Here is a 14,759-nt window from a genome sequence, read left to right on the forward strand (position 1 = left end):
AGGTAAACAGTAAAATGAACGCGATATTTCGACGCTATTTATCGGTGACCAAGCCCGGTATCATCATGGGAAACTTAATTTCCGTAGCAGGTGGTTTTTTACTTGCCGCCCGCGGGGATGTTGACTGGCCTTTGATGGTCGCGACCTTGGCTGGCTTGTCTTTAGTGGTGGCTTCTGGATGTGCAGTTAACAACTGCATAGACAGCGACATTGACACCAAAATGCAGCGAACACGCGCTAGGGTGACTGTCACCGGCGAAATGTCGTTGAAAGCAGCCTTTTGGCACGGTGTAGTGCTAGGGGTTGCTGGGTTCGCTTTACTGGCTTTTTACACCAATCTTACGGCAGTGCTTTTCGCAGCCTTAGGTTATGTGGTTTACGTAGGCGTGTATAGCTTATACATGAAGCGTAACTCTGTGTATGGCACCCTTGTTGGTAGCTTATCTGGCGCGGTACCGCCCGTGGTCGGTTACTGTGCAGTAACCGGTGAATTCGACACCGCCGCCGCTATATTGCTAGTGATGTTCAGTATATGGCAAATGCCCCATTCCTATGCCATCGCTATTTTCCGTTTCAAAGATTACGAAGCTGCCAATATACCGGTATTGCCGGTGGCAGAAGGCATCGCAAAAGCTAAGCAGCACATCGTGTTATACATTGCGGTATATGCCATGGTTACACTGCTGTTGCCAATTAGTGGTTATACGGGTGTGGGCTTTTTGGCCGTGGCATTTTCCACCAGCTTATGGTGGTTGATTATGGCGCTGCGAGGATACCGCCGCGATATCAATATTGAAGGTTGGGCCCGTCAAGTGTTCGGGTTTTCAATTATCAATATTACGGCGCTCTCAATTGCCATGGCTGTGGATTATCACAGCCATGTTTTAAGTCTTTTTTAGTTACACTTTTTTACGTAGCGATTTAGGTGCTAGCTCGCTTCTATGGGAGAAAGGTGGCGAATTTCAGGTGCTGTTGCCAATATAGTTTCATACAGTGCAAATACCGACTTGGTATATTCTTGCGCGTAATGAAAGTCTAAGTCGGCCTGGCATTTGAAGTGTTCAACCAAAATATATTGGCCATTTTCTTTATCTTCGAAAACGTCAAAACGAATACACCCTAGCTCACCTCTGGTGGGGATGAGAAGGCGCTGCAGCGCCTCTATTCCCTTTTCATAATAGCGTGGTTGTGGTTGAATAATGGCAACGATATGCACCGGTTTGTCGGCTTTTGTCATGAATTTGATCCTATGATTTTTTGGGTTAATGATTTAATTGGCTTAGCAAGGCCGTATGCAGCCACAAAGGCCATGGGATAAGCCTTAATAAATGCCATTGACCAATCTGACAAAAACGTATCTGTGATCCCTAAATTAATAAATGTCACCCAACCGGACATCAGTCCAGACAGACAACATGAAAACAGCGCAGTAAATATAATTCTTTCCATCTATTCCTCCTTCAAGCGATGTTAGTGTATACCTATGTCGCTTGGTGAGAATAAGCGAAATGGAAACCTTAGATTGCAGGAAATGATGTGCTAGATGACTTAACGCTTTTTATCGAAGTAATCCAAAGAGGCAGTTTCGCTAAAACGGCGGAAGATTTGCGTATATCTCCCTCAGCGTTATCAAAACGTATCGCGAAACTTGAAAAGCGATTTGGTGCCCCTTTACTGTCTCGTTCGTCTAGGGGCGTAGTGTTAACTGCATTTGGTAAAATGGTATACGATGATGTTGCCGATGTTATTTTAAGCGTAAAACAAAAGGTGCAAGCATACGACAGTACACAACTAAATAGGCTTAGTGTGTTATGCCCACAAAATTTGGTAGCCGGCCCACTATTTACGCCATTCAGTGAATTTCAATTTGCTCATCCAACATTACAACTGCGTATAGAGCCTAACAACCGCAACGTATTAACCAGCCAAAAGCAATTTGATATCGCGTTTCGGGTAGGTGAACAGCAAGACTCTTCATTGATACAGAGAAGAATGGGCAGTGTTTCCGTTCACATTATTGGAAGGGATAATAAACTAAATACTTCTCATCTTTTTGTACCTTACACCATCAAACAAATTCCCAACGCTGAGCAGTTTACTACTTTAGCCGACGAGTATGACAATGTGCATTTCGTGGGTGATATTACGCTAGCGAGACAGTTTGTGGCGTCAGGAAATGGGGCAGCACTGTTACCCAGTACTGAAATTCAGACACTCATAGATGATAAAACGCCTAAGTTGCAGTTTCATAGTGAGCAGTTATTTACTCGCCCCATCTATGCATTGTGGCCTAATTCATCTAGCCCCAGTGTTCAAGCGCGGGATTTAATTGAAAGTGTTCATCGTTATTGTAGTGCCACTCCGTCTTTGTGCGGCGGCGCCATGCCTGTAGGTTAATAGGATAAAACCACCTCATTTTAGCTAATAAACACGGGCGGAATAGAGGGCAGCCAACGCTCGGCTTCCCTCTATTTATAAGGTTACTACCTTATCTTCACCAATATAAGAAAAAGAAACCACTTCATGTGACGCGTTTTTATCAACTGTTTAAACACTATTTTACTAAAGTAAATAGTTAAGCTTATTTACTAAGTATGTGCGACCAATGAGTGTGATATGTTGAACGTTTAAAATATATGGCAGCGGATGTACTTACATCCACTGCCATATTTATACCGTAATATTACAAGCAATTAAGTCTGTTAAGTCGCCTACGACGTTGGCATAACATACACTTCTCGTACGCAGGCCGAATCGTTAGCTGAAAGGGCAAACACAACCGACTTTGCTATATCTTCGGGCTGAAGTTTGTCTTCCTTGGGCTCATCGAAGAAAGGCGTGTTAACCATTCCAGGGCAAATTGTGGTACATCTACCGCCCCACTCTCTCATTTCTTCCGCTAAGTTTTGGCCGAAACCGTAGGCAAACCATTTACTTGCGCCATAAACCGAGCCTTTTAAAGCAATACGCCCTGCCACCGAGCTTGTTAGAATAAAGTGACCTTTAGTCTTTTTCAGCAAAGGAAGCCCAAGCTTTGCGGTATACAGCAAGCCGTTCACGTTTGCGCCTAACATACTTTGCCACTCTGCAACGTCGCCGTTCTCAATACCGGCACTTTTTGCACCCGTACCCGCATTCGCAAATACGCCGTCTACCTGGCCATAATGCTGAACTACTTTGCTAAATGCTTTCTCTAAATCATTGAAATCGCTCACATCGGCAGTAACGGCAAAGGCATTGGCCTCGCCAAGTTCTGACACCAGATCGTTAAGCTTGTCTTCACTTCTGGCAATTAAGGCAACTTTATTACCTTCATCTACCAATGCTTGTGCAGTCGCTTTGCCTATCCCGCTTGACGCACCGGTTATTACAATTACCTTTGAACCTGTTTTCTGACTAGACATGCATACTCCTGTTAACGCTAATTACTTACTCGCTTAAAATTCTACCTGTGAGTTTCTATTCTCACTTTACAAACCTAAGCAATGAGCTGACTAATCTTCTCTACAAAAGCTGGGATGTCATCTGGGTTTCTGCTGGTTACCAATTTGCCATCTTGTACCACTTGCTCATCTTTCCAGGTTGCACCGGCATTAATTAAATCAGTTTTGATACTGGGAAAAGAGGTGACTGTACTGTTTCTTGCTAGCTCAGATTCAACCAGTAACCATGGCCCATGACATATAGCAGCAAGTGCTTTAATCCGAGGTTCTGCGTGGGCTTGCTTAATAAATGAAACCGCATCGCTGTTAGTACGTAAGATATCTGGGTTAATTTGGCCGCCAGGCAATACGAGCGCGTCGTAATCACTTGGCGATACCGAGGAAACTTGAGCATCTACCGATATTTGTTTACCCCAATTCCCTTCATTCCATGCAGTGATACTGCTTTGATCATCAATTGAAAGTATCTCTACTGTAGCGCCTTGCTCGGTAAGCATATCTTTTGGCTGCACCAGTTCACTTTGCTCGAAACCATCGGTAGCTAAAATAGCGATTTTTTTGCCTTCTAAATTTTGCTGGTTGCTCATTGTAAAACTCCTATTTATTACTCAACGTTATTGCCGCTTCCCATTCAGTTGTTTGCATGACGCAAAGCTGAAGAACGAAGGTTACTTGAATGAATACTCATCAGTAGTACACCTTATAAGCTGGCAATTCGGATAACTAACTTGTATGTGTAACTTGTGATTGCAAAAACCAAACCATCACTCGAAACCTCTTAAGTAGTTGTTTGTATTGAAATTTAAATTTAGACCAAGAAGTTGTAGCGCTTCAGCCGGCGCTTTTGGCGTGCGACTTTTTCAGCATTCATGAAGGTTTTACATGAGGATGAACCCAGTTACATATAGAAAAACATCAGCAGAGCACCGGCTATCATAAAGAGGTTTTCAGTTAGCGAAACAAAGCCTAATGGCACGTTGCTATCGCCACCTACACAGGCACACTTGAGTTCACGTTTATCGATGTATACCGCTTTAACCACTGAAACCGCTCCCACCGAACCTATAAATAGGGAGAACGGCGCCACCGCTAACGCGGGCAGTTGAGCTACCATACCAATTCCAGCATAAGCCTCTACAAACGGGTAAATATAGCCGTATCGTAGCCACTTCATGGCTAGCAAATCGTAGGTAATAAACGAGTTAGTAAAGCTGAATAGGTCTTTGAGTTTTTGTACTGCCAGCAGCGACATTGAAAACGCGATAAATAGCATGAGAGTGCGAATGGAAAAATACGCACCTGCTACCGTATATTGAAATGCTAACGCTAATAACGCAGCTACCGAAAATATGGCTATTACTGGGGTATAGGTGGTACCCGTTTGGCCCGCTTCGCCTTTTCCAAAATAAGTACGAAGATCGTCGTACCCACCTATACGCTCATCATTTATAAACGTCTGTGGGGTTGTTTTAACATTGTACTTTGTCTTGAACGCGTCGGTTTCTTCCCTAGAAGTGAGTGGGCGGTCATCAATGTCATACCCTTCTCTCTCTAACAAATCTTTGGAACGTAAACCAAACGGACAAATATGATTATCGGTCACCATTCTGTACAAAATTGCCGTTTTATTCATCATGCTCTCCTTTGTCTCACTCGCGCCAAAAGCTAACAGAAAAGGTTGTAGTTAATTTCGCAATAAGCTCCAAACTCGTCTTTATTCAAACCGAGCCATAAGCTTGAAAGAGTTCGGTCAGGTTATTAGTCACACCAAACTCCCCTGCCTCAAACTTGCCTCTAAATTAGATAGCGAGAAGAGATCCGTCATGTGAAATCCTTACGCGAATAGTTCATGAAGCTGTAAATTCCTCACAATTAACGACTCAAACCTTTCGGTTCTAGGTACCTTTATCAATACCGTTACAATATCTATACCGATATATACTCAACGTTATTGTAGGAATTATCGAATATGTCTCTTTGGGGGGAATCTGTAGGGCAATGACGCTTAATCAGTTGCTGGCCTTATCGCCTAGAACGTAGAATATTAATTCCTTTCGTTATAGAGTGAATAGAACTCTCGAAAAGGCATTTAAAATGACATTCGTATTTTTACATGGCTCAGGTTGCACGAATAACGTGTGGGCGCACCAAGTATCGTTTTTCAACAACAGTGTTGCATTAAACTTTCCTGGTCACCCTGATGGCGAAGTATTATGCGATGTAAAATCCATAGCTCATTGGGTGCTTAATACCGTTGAACAAGAAGATTTAACAGACGTGGTGTTGGTTGGTCATTCTTTAGGAAGTGCCGTAGCCATGCAAGCTGTTCTGCTGGCCTCAAGCGAATCAACGACTTTCGATTCAAGCAGACTAAAAGCACTGGTGTTAATAGGTGCGGGCGCTAAATTAAAAGTAATGCCACAACTGCTTACGTCACTAGCAACGCTTATAGAAGAATGCGGAGCATTCCCCGATTACCTATTAGCTTCAAACCAACAGCTTCAAGAGCCGTTAAGAACTGAGGTAAATTCAGCAATTGTTAAAAATGGCGCCGCGGTGATGCTGAAAGACTTTACCGCCTGTGACAACTTTGACGTTATGCGAGAGATAGGCAGCATTAAATTGCCAGTACAACTTATTGTGGGTGACAAAGATATTATGACCCCCGTTAAGTACTCTGAATACTTACTAGCAAACCTGCCAAGCGCCCAATTAGAAGTTATAGATGCTGGCACCCACATGGTGTTTGCCGAGCAATATGACAAAGTGAATGCATGCATTCAACGCTTCGTAGATGGGTTAGCCTAAAAAGCCAATACGGTAACATTAAGAAAGGCGATTCCATTCGAAGTCTTTAAAAACTTCACAAAAAGAATTCAGCCTCTTTCGCTTTGTGAAATAAAACGCTTCATCGCAAAAATTCGACATGCTGCCGCTCGAAATACTCTTCTCATCGAAACGATTAAAAATTTACAACTTTAGTATTGTATGACTAATTGATTTTGTGCTTAACTCAGCCCCATAAACGAAATGCGTTTATCACATCTAATAATTATAAGTCTTATCAGACAACACGGCTTTTAGCTGTACCCCGCAACAGAAAGAAGTAACAGCAGTGAACGCACTATGGATTGCAGTATGCGTACCAAAAATACGTGTAACTTGTGCATTCAAAAGCACATCGTTATTGCAACGTTCATTCGCTTTAAAAATACACTTATAAAAATTCAGGAACACACAATGCAACAGGCAAATTTTAACGCTTCTGTTTTTAAGCTTTCTTTAATTGCAGGCGCAATAGCCGCTATACCGTTTTCAACGTCGGTAATGGCTCAAGAACAAACCAACATCGACGAACAAGATGTTGAGCAAATCCAAATTGTTGGTTCGCGCCGCGTAGGCCGCACTGTTAATGACTCTCCGGTACCTATCGATATTATCGATGCGTCATCCATTGAAGCCACCGGTTTAACTGAAACCAACATGATCCTTAATTCGTTGTTGCCAAGCTTCAACTTCCCGCAGCCTTCTGTTACTGATGGAACAGACCATGTTCGCCCCGCACAGCTTCGTGGACTAGCGCCAGATCACACACTTGTATTAGTGAATGGTAAGCGCCGCCATACTTCAGCACTACTTAACCTAAACGGTTCTGTGGGCCGCGGCTCTTCTGCTGTAGATTTAAACGCTATACCAGCTAACGCAATTAAGCGCATTGAAGTACTGCGCGATGGTGCAGCGGCTCAATACGGTTCAGACGCCATTGCTGGTGTTATCAATATTGTATTGAAAGACGCTAGCGAAGGCGGTGAAGTATCAGCCACTTACGGTGCAAACGTAACTACGATGGACGGTGTGCCTAACCTTGAAGGCGTTAGTGCCGATGCAGACGGCAACCTTGCATTTGATACAGGTTCAGATCGTGAACTTACCGACGGGCAAACCCTTACCCTACGCGGCAATATGGGTTTTGAGTGGGGCGATGACGGATTTGTAAACGTTTCAGCTGAATACCGCGACCGTGGCGAGTCAAACCGTTCAGACTTCGATACTCGAGAAAACTACGCTCGTGATGCCGATGGTAATTTAGATGAAAGAGAATTCACGGTTAACCGCTACAACCACGTATACGGTAACGGCGAAGTAGAAGATTACGCGCTATTCGTAAACGCGGGCAAAGCCATTAACGACAGTGTCGAATTCTACGGTACTGCTGGCTTTAGCTCACGTGATTCCATTGGCGGCGGTTTTTATCGCCGCGCATCAGACAGCCGTAACATTACTTCTATCTACCCAGACGGCTTCTTACCTTCTATTCAAACTGACATTCAAGATATGTCGATTCTAGGCGGTATCAAAGGTTACGGCGATGTGTGGAACTACGATTTATCAGTTACTCACGGTGGCAATGCACTAGAGTACAGCGTAGTAAATAGCTTAAACACTTCTCTTGGGCCAACAAGCCAAACGAGTTTTAACGCAGGTGAGCTAGAATACAACACCACCATTGTTAATGCTGATGCATCTCGCTTAGTTGATACAGGCTATTTCTTCAGCGAAATGAACTTCGCCATGGGTGCAGAATATCGCCACGAAAGCTATGAAATCACCGCTGGTGAAGAGAACTCGTATATCCAAGGTACGTTTGGCCCTGGTGGCGTAGTTACCGACCCTATTGATGGCCCTTTTGGCTCAGCCGGCTCACAAGTTTTCCCTGGCTTCACGCCAGAGTCAGCAGGTGAAAATACCCGTCACAACTACAGCTTTTATGTGGATGTAGAAGCCGATGTGCTTGAAAACTGGAATGTAGCTGTGGCTGGCCGTTTTGAAGACTATTCAGATTTCGGCAGTACATTTAATTGGAAAATGTCTCATCGCGTGACTATTACAGATGCACTTGCCCTTCGTGCATCGGTATCTACCGGCTTTAGAGCCCCATCGCTACAACAACAGCACTTCACCTCTATTGCAACTGTGTTCGTGGATGGCGAGCCAACTGAAACGGGTACGTTTGCCGCGTCAAGCAACGTAGCTCAAGCGTTGGGTAGCCCCGGTCTTGATGCTGAAGAATCAGATAACTACAGCGCAGGTTTCACCTATTCGCCTACAGCGAATTTCAACCTAACGGTAGACTTCTATCGCATTGATATTGACGATCGAATTGTACTGTCTAACAACCTATCGGGCGATGCTATTGAAGCTTTACTTGAAGGCACAGGTGCTAACCAAGCTCGCTTCTTCTTAAACGCGATTAATTCACGTACTGAAGGGGTAGATATTGTTTCTACCTACACATTAAATACCAATGATTTAGGTGCGTTTAACTTTAATGCTGGTATTAACTTCAATGATAACGAAGTCACCGACATTATAGATGCGCCAGATGTACTTCAAAATGCAGGCTTCGATCAAAGTAACTTGTTCGACGATGTTGAACTACGCCGCTTTGAAACAAGCTCGCCAGACAGCAAAGTTAACCTTGGTGTAACTTGGTCATATGACCGTTATAACGCTACTTTGCGCACCACACGTTACGGCGAAGTTGAAGATCCGTCTTCTATTGAAGCACGTAACGAAATCATTCCTTCTGAGTGGATCACAGATTTAGATGTTCGCGTAGCCCTTACTGACAACCTAGCGGTATCGGTTGGTGCGAATAACATCTTCGATGTTTACCCAGAAGCTACACGCGATTTAGTTGATGACGTAACGACTTTCTCGATGATTTTCCCATACTCAGGTTTCTCGCCGTATGGTTTCACAGGCCGTTATGTTTACGGAAAAGTAACTTATAGTTTTTAATTAATCTTGTAAATTAGAACTAAACAAAAATGCCGGATGTGAAAACATCCGGCATTTTTTTCAGCACGGAGTAAAGCGCTATTCATATGTGTGGTGACGGGTAACACTAAAGCGGTTCAAAATGTGATGCATAACGTAAACGGCACTCAAACTAAGGGCAATTGCCACGGCCACAGAGCTAAAACGGTAAAGCGCGCTGTAAACTAAATCTTGATTGGGTGTTAGCGAGTTTCCAAACAAAATACCAAACGTGGTTAGCACACCAAACCCAATGCCCGGCATCCCGCCACCTAAAATATGATAGCGGCTAAAAATGAACGCTAAAATCCACAATACGAGTACCGGAAAAAGTAAAAAATCACTGTGATTGTACAAAAACAATTGCGCAAGCAGTGCTAAATTACAACCAATGAGTGTACCAATAGCCCGTTGCCACCCAGCGAGACTTGCCGCTTTCCAGCAAAGCGAAAATAGAATAAGCACCGATGAAGCTTGTGCCGATATAGAGTCTTGTAAATCCAGCGCTTGAAACACCACAAACGATAAAGTTGCTACACTTGCACACAAGAGTACTTCGTGACGAATACTTTCCTTCGCCTTAGGCGGTGGGACACGAGGCGTGCGCGGCGCGACATCTGGGAAGATGCCATGCATGAACACTGCAATAACAATTGATAAAAGCGTAGCTGCACCGTTACTCACTATCAACGGGTAGACAGTATCGCCCCCCGTTGCATAGCTTGAAAAGTGCAGCTGTATTGACAGCCCCACGGCACCTAACGCACCAAACAAAAAGCCACCGCCACTGCTCATTTGATAGAACAAAACACAAAAGCATAGAAACACAATAAGGGTCATCACCACTGGAATGTGGGAAAATAAGCCTTGCAATACCAACACAATAAAGGCGCTGAACCCCGCACTAGCTATGAACTGCTTTATCACTGGCTTACTAATAACGGGCACTAAACCCAGCAACAACATGGGGTAAACCGTAAAGAAAATACCGTAAGGCCAGTTCATTAATTTAGCGATGGTAAAACCAATGGTACAGCCCCCCGCTATACGCAGCGCCTGGCGCAAACCATTGCCATCTAACGTGGGGGCTTCACTAATTGCCTTCGTCATTTCGCCTCCGTTAGTAAATGTAGTGTAACCAACTAATGGCGTTAATTTGTAACGTACCAAACCACTGACCTAAGGTTGATTCAGGTAACAGTTGTACTGTGGCACGAGCACCACTTGGCATACCCTCAATCAAGTTTTCATTTTCTTGCAGAACAACATGAACCCGCTGACGTTGGGCATCTCGCACCCATCTATTACTGGTTTCGGTTACGCTTAGCTTACCGTTAGCACTTAATTGACCATCGCTAACTCCAGCTTCGAAAGAGGCAATGTGCGCGTCGTATACTTCACCCGGACGACTATCGAACACCACTTTAGCGATGCTATGCGCTGGCATATGGGCCAAGGATTTTTCTCTGAAATCGGCAACCAAATCTGTTTCGCTTGTCACAATAGCCAACAACGGGCTTCCTTTTACCGCATAGGCGCCTTCACGTAACTGCATATTAGACACCACGCCATCGTTGCGAGCACGTACTTGGGTATAAGATAGGTTTAGTTTGGCTTCAGCTAGCTGGTTCGCAGCATGGCGAACTGTGAGGTTACTTTCACCCGAATCGCCTCTTGCCAATAAGGCCTCAGACAACTGCGCCTCTAAGGCAGATTTATCGGCAATACTCGCTTCATAATTGGCACGCATCGCTTCGAGCTCTTGCTCTGAAATTGCGCGTTGCTCATACAAAGTATTGCTACGCTGTTGAAGTAACTTTTGCTCGTGCAGCTTGGCACTAGCCGCCTTAATTTGCGCCTCTAAAGATTTAATATTGGTATCAAGCCGTTTGTTTTGTAATTTGGCATCATCTAACGCTAACCTCGCTTGCGTTAATGCTATATCGTACGGCCCACTATCAATTTGAAACAATACATCGCCCGCTTTTACTGTCTGATTATTGCGAACAAAAACCTGCGTTACTTCGCCACTTAGCTGAGGCGCAACTTGTACTACCGGATGATAAATACGCGCTTGGGGCGTTACCGGCATGAAGGTATCGGCAATAAGGTAGTAAATAAAAACCAGCACAAAACCAATTAAAGAAAATCTTACGTAAAGTGAAAACTTCTGATCAGGCGTCATTAGTCCCCTCCTCTAATTTACTTGCTCTGCGTGTTTCCTGTAGAGAAATACAGTCCGAGGCATTTTGTTCTATTTGCAACAACGCACGCGCCATTACATCTAGCTGCTCATGGGTTAACCCTGCATAAAACTGCTGCTTAACATCCGCAATTTTTTCATTTAGCGAATTCAAAACAACGCGACCGTCTTGAGTGAAATATAGTTTTTTGCTGCGCTTATCGCTGTTATCAACTTGGCGGCTAATCAGCGACTGCTCTTCAAGCTGCTTTAATGTGCGGGTTAACGACGGCATTTCTATGCCCAAACTTTGCGAAAGCGCTAATTGGGTAACCCCTTCGCCAATTAAATTGATATGCATTAACGCGAGCCATCTTGATTGCGTTAACCCCAAGGGCTCAACAGTTAACGTAACAGCTTCTCTGCATAACCGGTGTACTCGGCCCATCTTTCCAACAAGCGTAAAATCTAGCGTTTCGTGAAACGGCTTTTGTGCAGACATACACACCTCAAAGTTACTTAGCATGCTAACTACAATAACATTACTTAGCACGCTAAGTAAATCAAAAGCCGTATTTACCTTTCCCCCACGTAACTTTTTATGGTCTCCAAAATGATCGTTATAAATGCATGCAGCTTACTCATTCTAGGTTCACCTTATTTTGTAAGGTGGAAAAGTATTAAGGATGGTAAGGGAAGCATGACAATAACTAACGACAATTTTCTGCAGGTTCGTGGTGCACGGGTTCACAACTTAAAAGACGTGGATGTTGATATTCCGCGAAACAAGATTGTGGCCTTTACGGGCATTTCTGGCTCGGGTAAGTCCTCACTCGCCTTTGGCACCTTGTACGCAGAAGCGCAGCATCGTTATTTAGATTCGGTTTCCCCCTATGCAAGAAGGTTGATAGATCAAATTGAAACGCCCGATGTAGATAGTATCGAGGGCCTGCCACCCGCAGTTGGGCTGCATCAGAACCGCGGAACGCCTTCAATTCGTTCATCGGTAGGCAGTATCACCACCATTTCAAACAGCCTGCGTATGCTGTATTCCCGTGCAGGTGATTACCCCGCAAATCAAAAGATTATTTACGCCGATGGCTTCTCGCCAAATACCGTTGAGGGTGCCTGCGAGAGGTGCCATGGCATTGGCACTGTGTTTGATGTAACGGAAGACAAACTGGTGCCCGACCCTACCCTTACTATTCGTGAAGGTGCTATTGCAGCGTGGCCTGGCGCGTGGCAAGGTAAAAATTTAGTGCGGGTTCTACTGTCGTTAGATATTGATGTCGATATACCTTGGCAGGAATTACCCGAATCTACGCGAGATTGGATTTTATACACCGACGATACCCCCCAAGTACCGGTATACAGAAACTATAACTTGGCGCAGACCCAAGCCGCGAGGGAAGAAGGCGAACCCGCCAGCTATAACGGTAAGTTTATTGGCGCTAAACGCTATGTACTTGAAACCTTCAAAACCTCTCAAAAAGAAAAAATTAAGCAAAGAGTAGCGCAATATCTTGCTGTTTCAACGTGCCCACAATGCCATGGAAAAAAGCTTAAACAGGCTTCACTATCAGTAACGCTTTGCGGCCTAGACATATCCGCCTTCTCTCAACTTTCGTTGAGCGACGTGGTAGAACATTTGAATACGCTACTTGAAACAGCCGAAGCCCAAAACAATGAACGGGCACTGGTTATTCAAAACATTGCTAAAGACATAGCAGCCCGAATCAAACCCATTATTGCACTCGGATTGGGGTATCTTTCGTTAGAGCGAAGCACCACGTCGATTTCAGCCGGTGAATTACAGCGGTTACGGCTAGCCACCCAAATAAAATCAAAATTGTTTGGCGTGGTATATATTATGGATGAGCCATCGTCTGGCCTGCACCCGAATGATATAACCGCATTGCTAGACGCATTTGATGCGCTAGTAGAAGCAGGTAATAGCGTATTTTTGGTTGAGCATAATCCCCGTGTCATTAAACACGCTGACTGGGTTGTTGATATCGGCCCCAATGCAGGCTTAAACGGTGGTGAGCTGGTATATAGCGGACCTGTCGATGCATTGGAAAAAGCATCGAATTCAATAACCTCTCAGTATCTTTTCAATAACGCCTTGGCCCTTAAGCATCACAACCGTGCCCCGAAAGGCTGGCTATCATTAAAAGCCATTACTAAAAACAACCTTAATAGTATCGACTGCGCGTTTCCCCTTGGCACTATTACCACAGTAACCGGCGTATCAGGCTCGGGTAAATCGAGCTTAGTAAGCCATGCACTGGTGGAGTTAGTGAAAGCGTCACTTGGCACTAGCAGAGCGCCGGATAAAAACGCTACTACTAATAGCTCTGCTGGCAAAAGCGCCGCTAGCAATAACCCTGCAGCAGTTATTACCGAAGCCACCTTGCTGGAAAGCAACGAAGAGCAACCAGCTAGCGGCTATATAGATAGCAGCAATATTAATAGTGGCAGTGAAGGTGGCATTGAGGGTTACAGCCCAGACGACAAAGCAAGCGATGCAGAACAAATAAAGCGATTAGTCGTAGTAAACCAATCCCCCATTGGCAGAACGCCCCGTTCGAATTTAGCGACTTACACAGGGCTATTCGACCATGTGCGCAAACTATTCGCCGCCACACCATTAGCGAAAAAACGACGCTACGATGCAGGTCGATTTTCGTTTAATACCACCAAAGGAAGGTGCGCCAACTGCGAGGGGGTAGGCTTTGTATCGGTAGAATTACTCTTTATGCCATCGGTGTATTCCCCCTGCCCGGTTTGCGATACAAAACGCTACAACCAAGACACATTAGACGTTACCTGGAATTCATTATCGATAGCCGATGTACTGTCGCTAAGTGTTGCAGAGGCACATAACCTATTCGCCAATGAAGCCCCTGTTTTTCGTGCGCTTGATGCGCTGGTGAAAGTGGGCTTGGGCTACTTACGATTAGGCCAACCCGCCACCGAACTTTCAGGGGGAGAAGCACAGCGAATAAAGCTGGCTACCGAGCTAAAACGAGCCGACAAAAAACACACCCTTTACGTACTAGACGAACCTACTACCGGGCTTCATCCTGCGGATATTTCGTTATTAATGAAACACCTAAATACATTGGTAGATGAAGGCAGCAGCGTGGTAATGGTAGAGCACAATATGCAAGTTGCGTCATCTAGTGATTACATTATAGATATTGGCCCAGGTGCGGGTGATGCTGGAGGAAACATAGTGGCTAAAGGCACGCCTGCTGAAGTTGCGAAATGCAATAAGAGTAAAACAGCCCCCTTTATCACGCTACGTTAAT

General features: G+C 44.6%; 13 protein-coding genes. 5 read left to right on the top strand and 8 right to left on the bottom strand.

Features of this window, described 5'->3' with window-relative positions; genetic code table 11:
• Positions 1–23: 23 nt before the first annotated feature.
• Positions 24–899, top strand: a complete 876-nt coding sequence (cyoE, locus tag ALT761_RS14855) for a heme o synthase (RefSeq protein ID WP_197725003.1) — start codon at positions 24–26, stop codon at positions 897–899.
• Between the two features lie 29 nt (positions 900–928).
• Here cyoE and ALT761_RS14860 read toward each other — a convergent pair whose 3' ends face one another.
• Together ALT761_RS14860 and ALT761_RS14865 are read right to left on the bottom strand one after the other, a co-directional pair.
• The gene (locus ALT761_RS14860) at positions 929–1,237 is read right to left on the bottom strand and encodes a putative quinol monooxygenase (protein ID WP_129739758.1); all 309 of its coding nucleotides are present in this window, start codon (positions 1,235–1,237) and stop codon (positions 929–931) included.
• Positions 1,234–1,449, bottom strand: a complete 216-nt coding sequence (locus tag ALT761_RS14865; protein WP_129739759.1) for a DUF2798 domain-containing protein — start codon at positions 1,447–1,449, stop codon at positions 1,234–1,236. The genes ALT761_RS14860 and ALT761_RS14865 overlap by 4 nt, the downstream gene beginning before the upstream one ends.
• A gap of 87 nt (positions 1,450–1,536) precedes the next feature.
• On the opposite strand from ALT761_RS14865, the gene ALT761_RS14870 reads away from it, so the two are divergent.
• Positions 1,537–2,397, top strand: a complete 861-nt coding sequence (locus ALT761_RS14870; RefSeq protein WP_129739760.1) for a LysR family transcriptional regulator — start codon at positions 1,537–1,539, stop codon at positions 2,395–2,397.
• A 314-nt stretch (positions 2,398–2,711) separates the two neighbouring features.
• Here ALT761_RS14870 and ALT761_RS14875 read toward each other — a convergent pair whose 3' ends face one another.
• From ALT761_RS14875 to ALT761_RS14885, 3 genes are all read right to left on the bottom strand, one after another.
• Positions 2,712–3,404: an SDR family oxidoreductase gene (locus ALT761_RS14875; protein ID WP_129739761.1), complete on the bottom strand. Its 693-nt coding sequence runs from the start codon at positions 3,402–3,404 to the stop codon at positions 2,712–2,714.
• Between the two features lie 74 nt (positions 3,405–3,478).
• On the bottom strand, positions 3,479–4,030 hold the full coding sequence (locus tag ALT761_RS14880; protein WP_129739762.1) for a type 1 glutamine amidotransferase domain-containing protein: 552 nt from the start codon (positions 4,028–4,030) through the stop codon (positions 3,479–3,481).
• A 311-nt stretch (positions 4,031–4,341) separates the two neighbouring features.
• Positions 4,342–5,076 carry a MauE/DoxX family redox-associated membrane protein gene (locus ALT761_RS14885; RefSeq protein ID WP_129740664.1) on the bottom strand — a complete coding sequence of 245 codons (735 nt, stop codon included), beginning with the start codon at positions 5,074–5,076 and terminating at the stop codon, positions 4,342–4,344.
• A gap of 461 nt (positions 5,077–5,537) precedes the next feature.
• On the opposite strand from ALT761_RS14885, the gene ALT761_RS14890 reads away from it, so the two are divergent.
• Positions 5,538–6,251 carry an alpha/beta fold hydrolase gene (locus tag ALT761_RS14890; protein ID WP_129739763.1) on the top strand — a complete coding sequence of 238 codons (714 nt, stop codon included), beginning with the start codon at positions 5,538–5,540 and terminating at the stop codon, positions 6,249–6,251.
• 432 nt (positions 6,252–6,683) lie between these two features.
• The gene (locus ALT761_RS14895) at positions 6,684–9,245 is read left to right on the top strand and encodes a TonB-dependent receptor plug domain-containing protein (protein ID WP_129739764.1); all 2,562 of its coding nucleotides are present in this window, start codon (positions 6,684–6,686) and stop codon (positions 9,243–9,245) included.
• A 78-nt stretch (positions 9,246–9,323) separates the two neighbouring features.
• On the opposite strand, the gene ALT761_RS14900 is transcribed toward ALT761_RS14895, so the two are convergent.
• The 3 genes from ALT761_RS14900 to ALT761_RS14910 are packed head-to-tail and all read right to left on the bottom strand — an operon-like array spanning position 9,324 to position 11,947.
• Positions 9,324–10,373 (bottom strand): DUF2955 domain-containing protein, encoded by a 1,050-nt coding sequence (locus tag ALT761_RS14900; protein WP_129739765.1) that lies wholly within the window; start codon positions 10,371–10,373, stop codon positions 9,324–9,326.
• A 10-nt stretch (positions 10,374–10,383) separates the two neighbouring features.
• Positions 10,384–11,448 (bottom strand): HlyD family secretion protein, encoded by a 1,065-nt coding sequence (locus ALT761_RS14905; RefSeq protein ID WP_129739766.1) that lies wholly within the window; start codon positions 11,446–11,448, stop codon positions 10,384–10,386.
• Positions 11,438–11,947, bottom strand: a complete 510-nt coding sequence (locus ALT761_RS14910) for a MarR family transcriptional regulator (protein WP_129739767.1) — start codon at positions 11,945–11,947, stop codon at positions 11,438–11,440. Before ALT761_RS14910 ends, ALT761_RS14905 begins: the two co-directional genes overlap by 11 nt.
• A 198-nt stretch (positions 11,948–12,145) precedes the next feature.
• Between ALT761_RS14910 and ALT761_RS14915 the strand changes: the two genes are divergently transcribed.
• Complete coding sequence (locus ALT761_RS14915; protein ID WP_129739768.1) at positions 12,146–14,758, top strand: excinuclease ABC subunit UvrA; 2,613 nt, start codon at positions 12,146–12,148, stop codon at positions 14,756–14,758.
• Position 14,759 lies beyond the last annotated feature (1 nt).

It is taken from the genome of Alteromonas sp. 76-1 (assembly GCF_900654235.1).
Taxonomy (GTDB): Bacteria; Pseudomonadota; Gammaproteobacteria; order Enterobacterales; family Alteromonadaceae; genus Alteromonas; species Alteromonas naphthalenivorans.

Coding starts and splice junctions, on each gene's coding strand:
- ALT761_RS14915 (WP_129739768.1), top strand. CDS start 12,146: ATGACAATAACTAACGACAATTTTCTGCAGGTTCGTGGTGCACGGGTT.
- ALT761_RS14885 (WP_129740664.1), bottom strand. CDS start 5,076: ATGAATAAAACGGCAATTTTGTACAGAATGGTGACCGATAATCATATT.
- ALT761_RS14880 (WP_129739762.1), bottom strand. CDS start 4,030: ATGAGCAACCAGCAAAATTTAGAAGGCAAAAAAATCGCTATTTTAGCT.
- ALT761_RS14900 (WP_129739765.1), bottom strand. CDS start 10,373: ATGACGAAGGCAATTAGTGAAGCCCCCACGTTAGATGGCAATGGTTTG.
- ALT761_RS14875 (WP_129739761.1), bottom strand. CDS start 3,404: ATGTCTAGTCAGAAAACAGGTTCAAAGGTAATTGTAATAACCGGTGCG.
- ALT761_RS14905 (WP_129739766.1), bottom strand. CDS start 11,448: ATGACGCCTGATCAGAAGTTTTCACTTTACGTAAGATTTTCTTTAATT.
- ALT761_RS14910 (WP_129739767.1), bottom strand. CDS start 11,947: ATGTCTGCACAAAAGCCGTTTCACGAAACGCTAGATTTTACGCTTGTT.
- ALT761_RS14865 (WP_129739759.1), bottom strand. CDS start 1,449: ATGGAAAGAATTATATTTACTGCGCTGTTTTCATGTTGTCTGTCTGGA.
- ALT761_RS14890 (WP_129739763.1), top strand. CDS start 5,538: ATGACATTCGTATTTTTACATGGCTCAGGTTGCACGAATAACGTGTGG.
- ALT761_RS14860 (WP_129739758.1), bottom strand. CDS start 1,237: ATGACAAAAGCCGACAAACCGGTGCATATCGTTGCCATTATTCAACCA.
- ALT761_RS14895 (WP_129739764.1), top strand. CDS start 6,684: ATGCAACAGGCAAATTTTAACGCTTCTGTTTTTAAGCTTTCTTTAATT.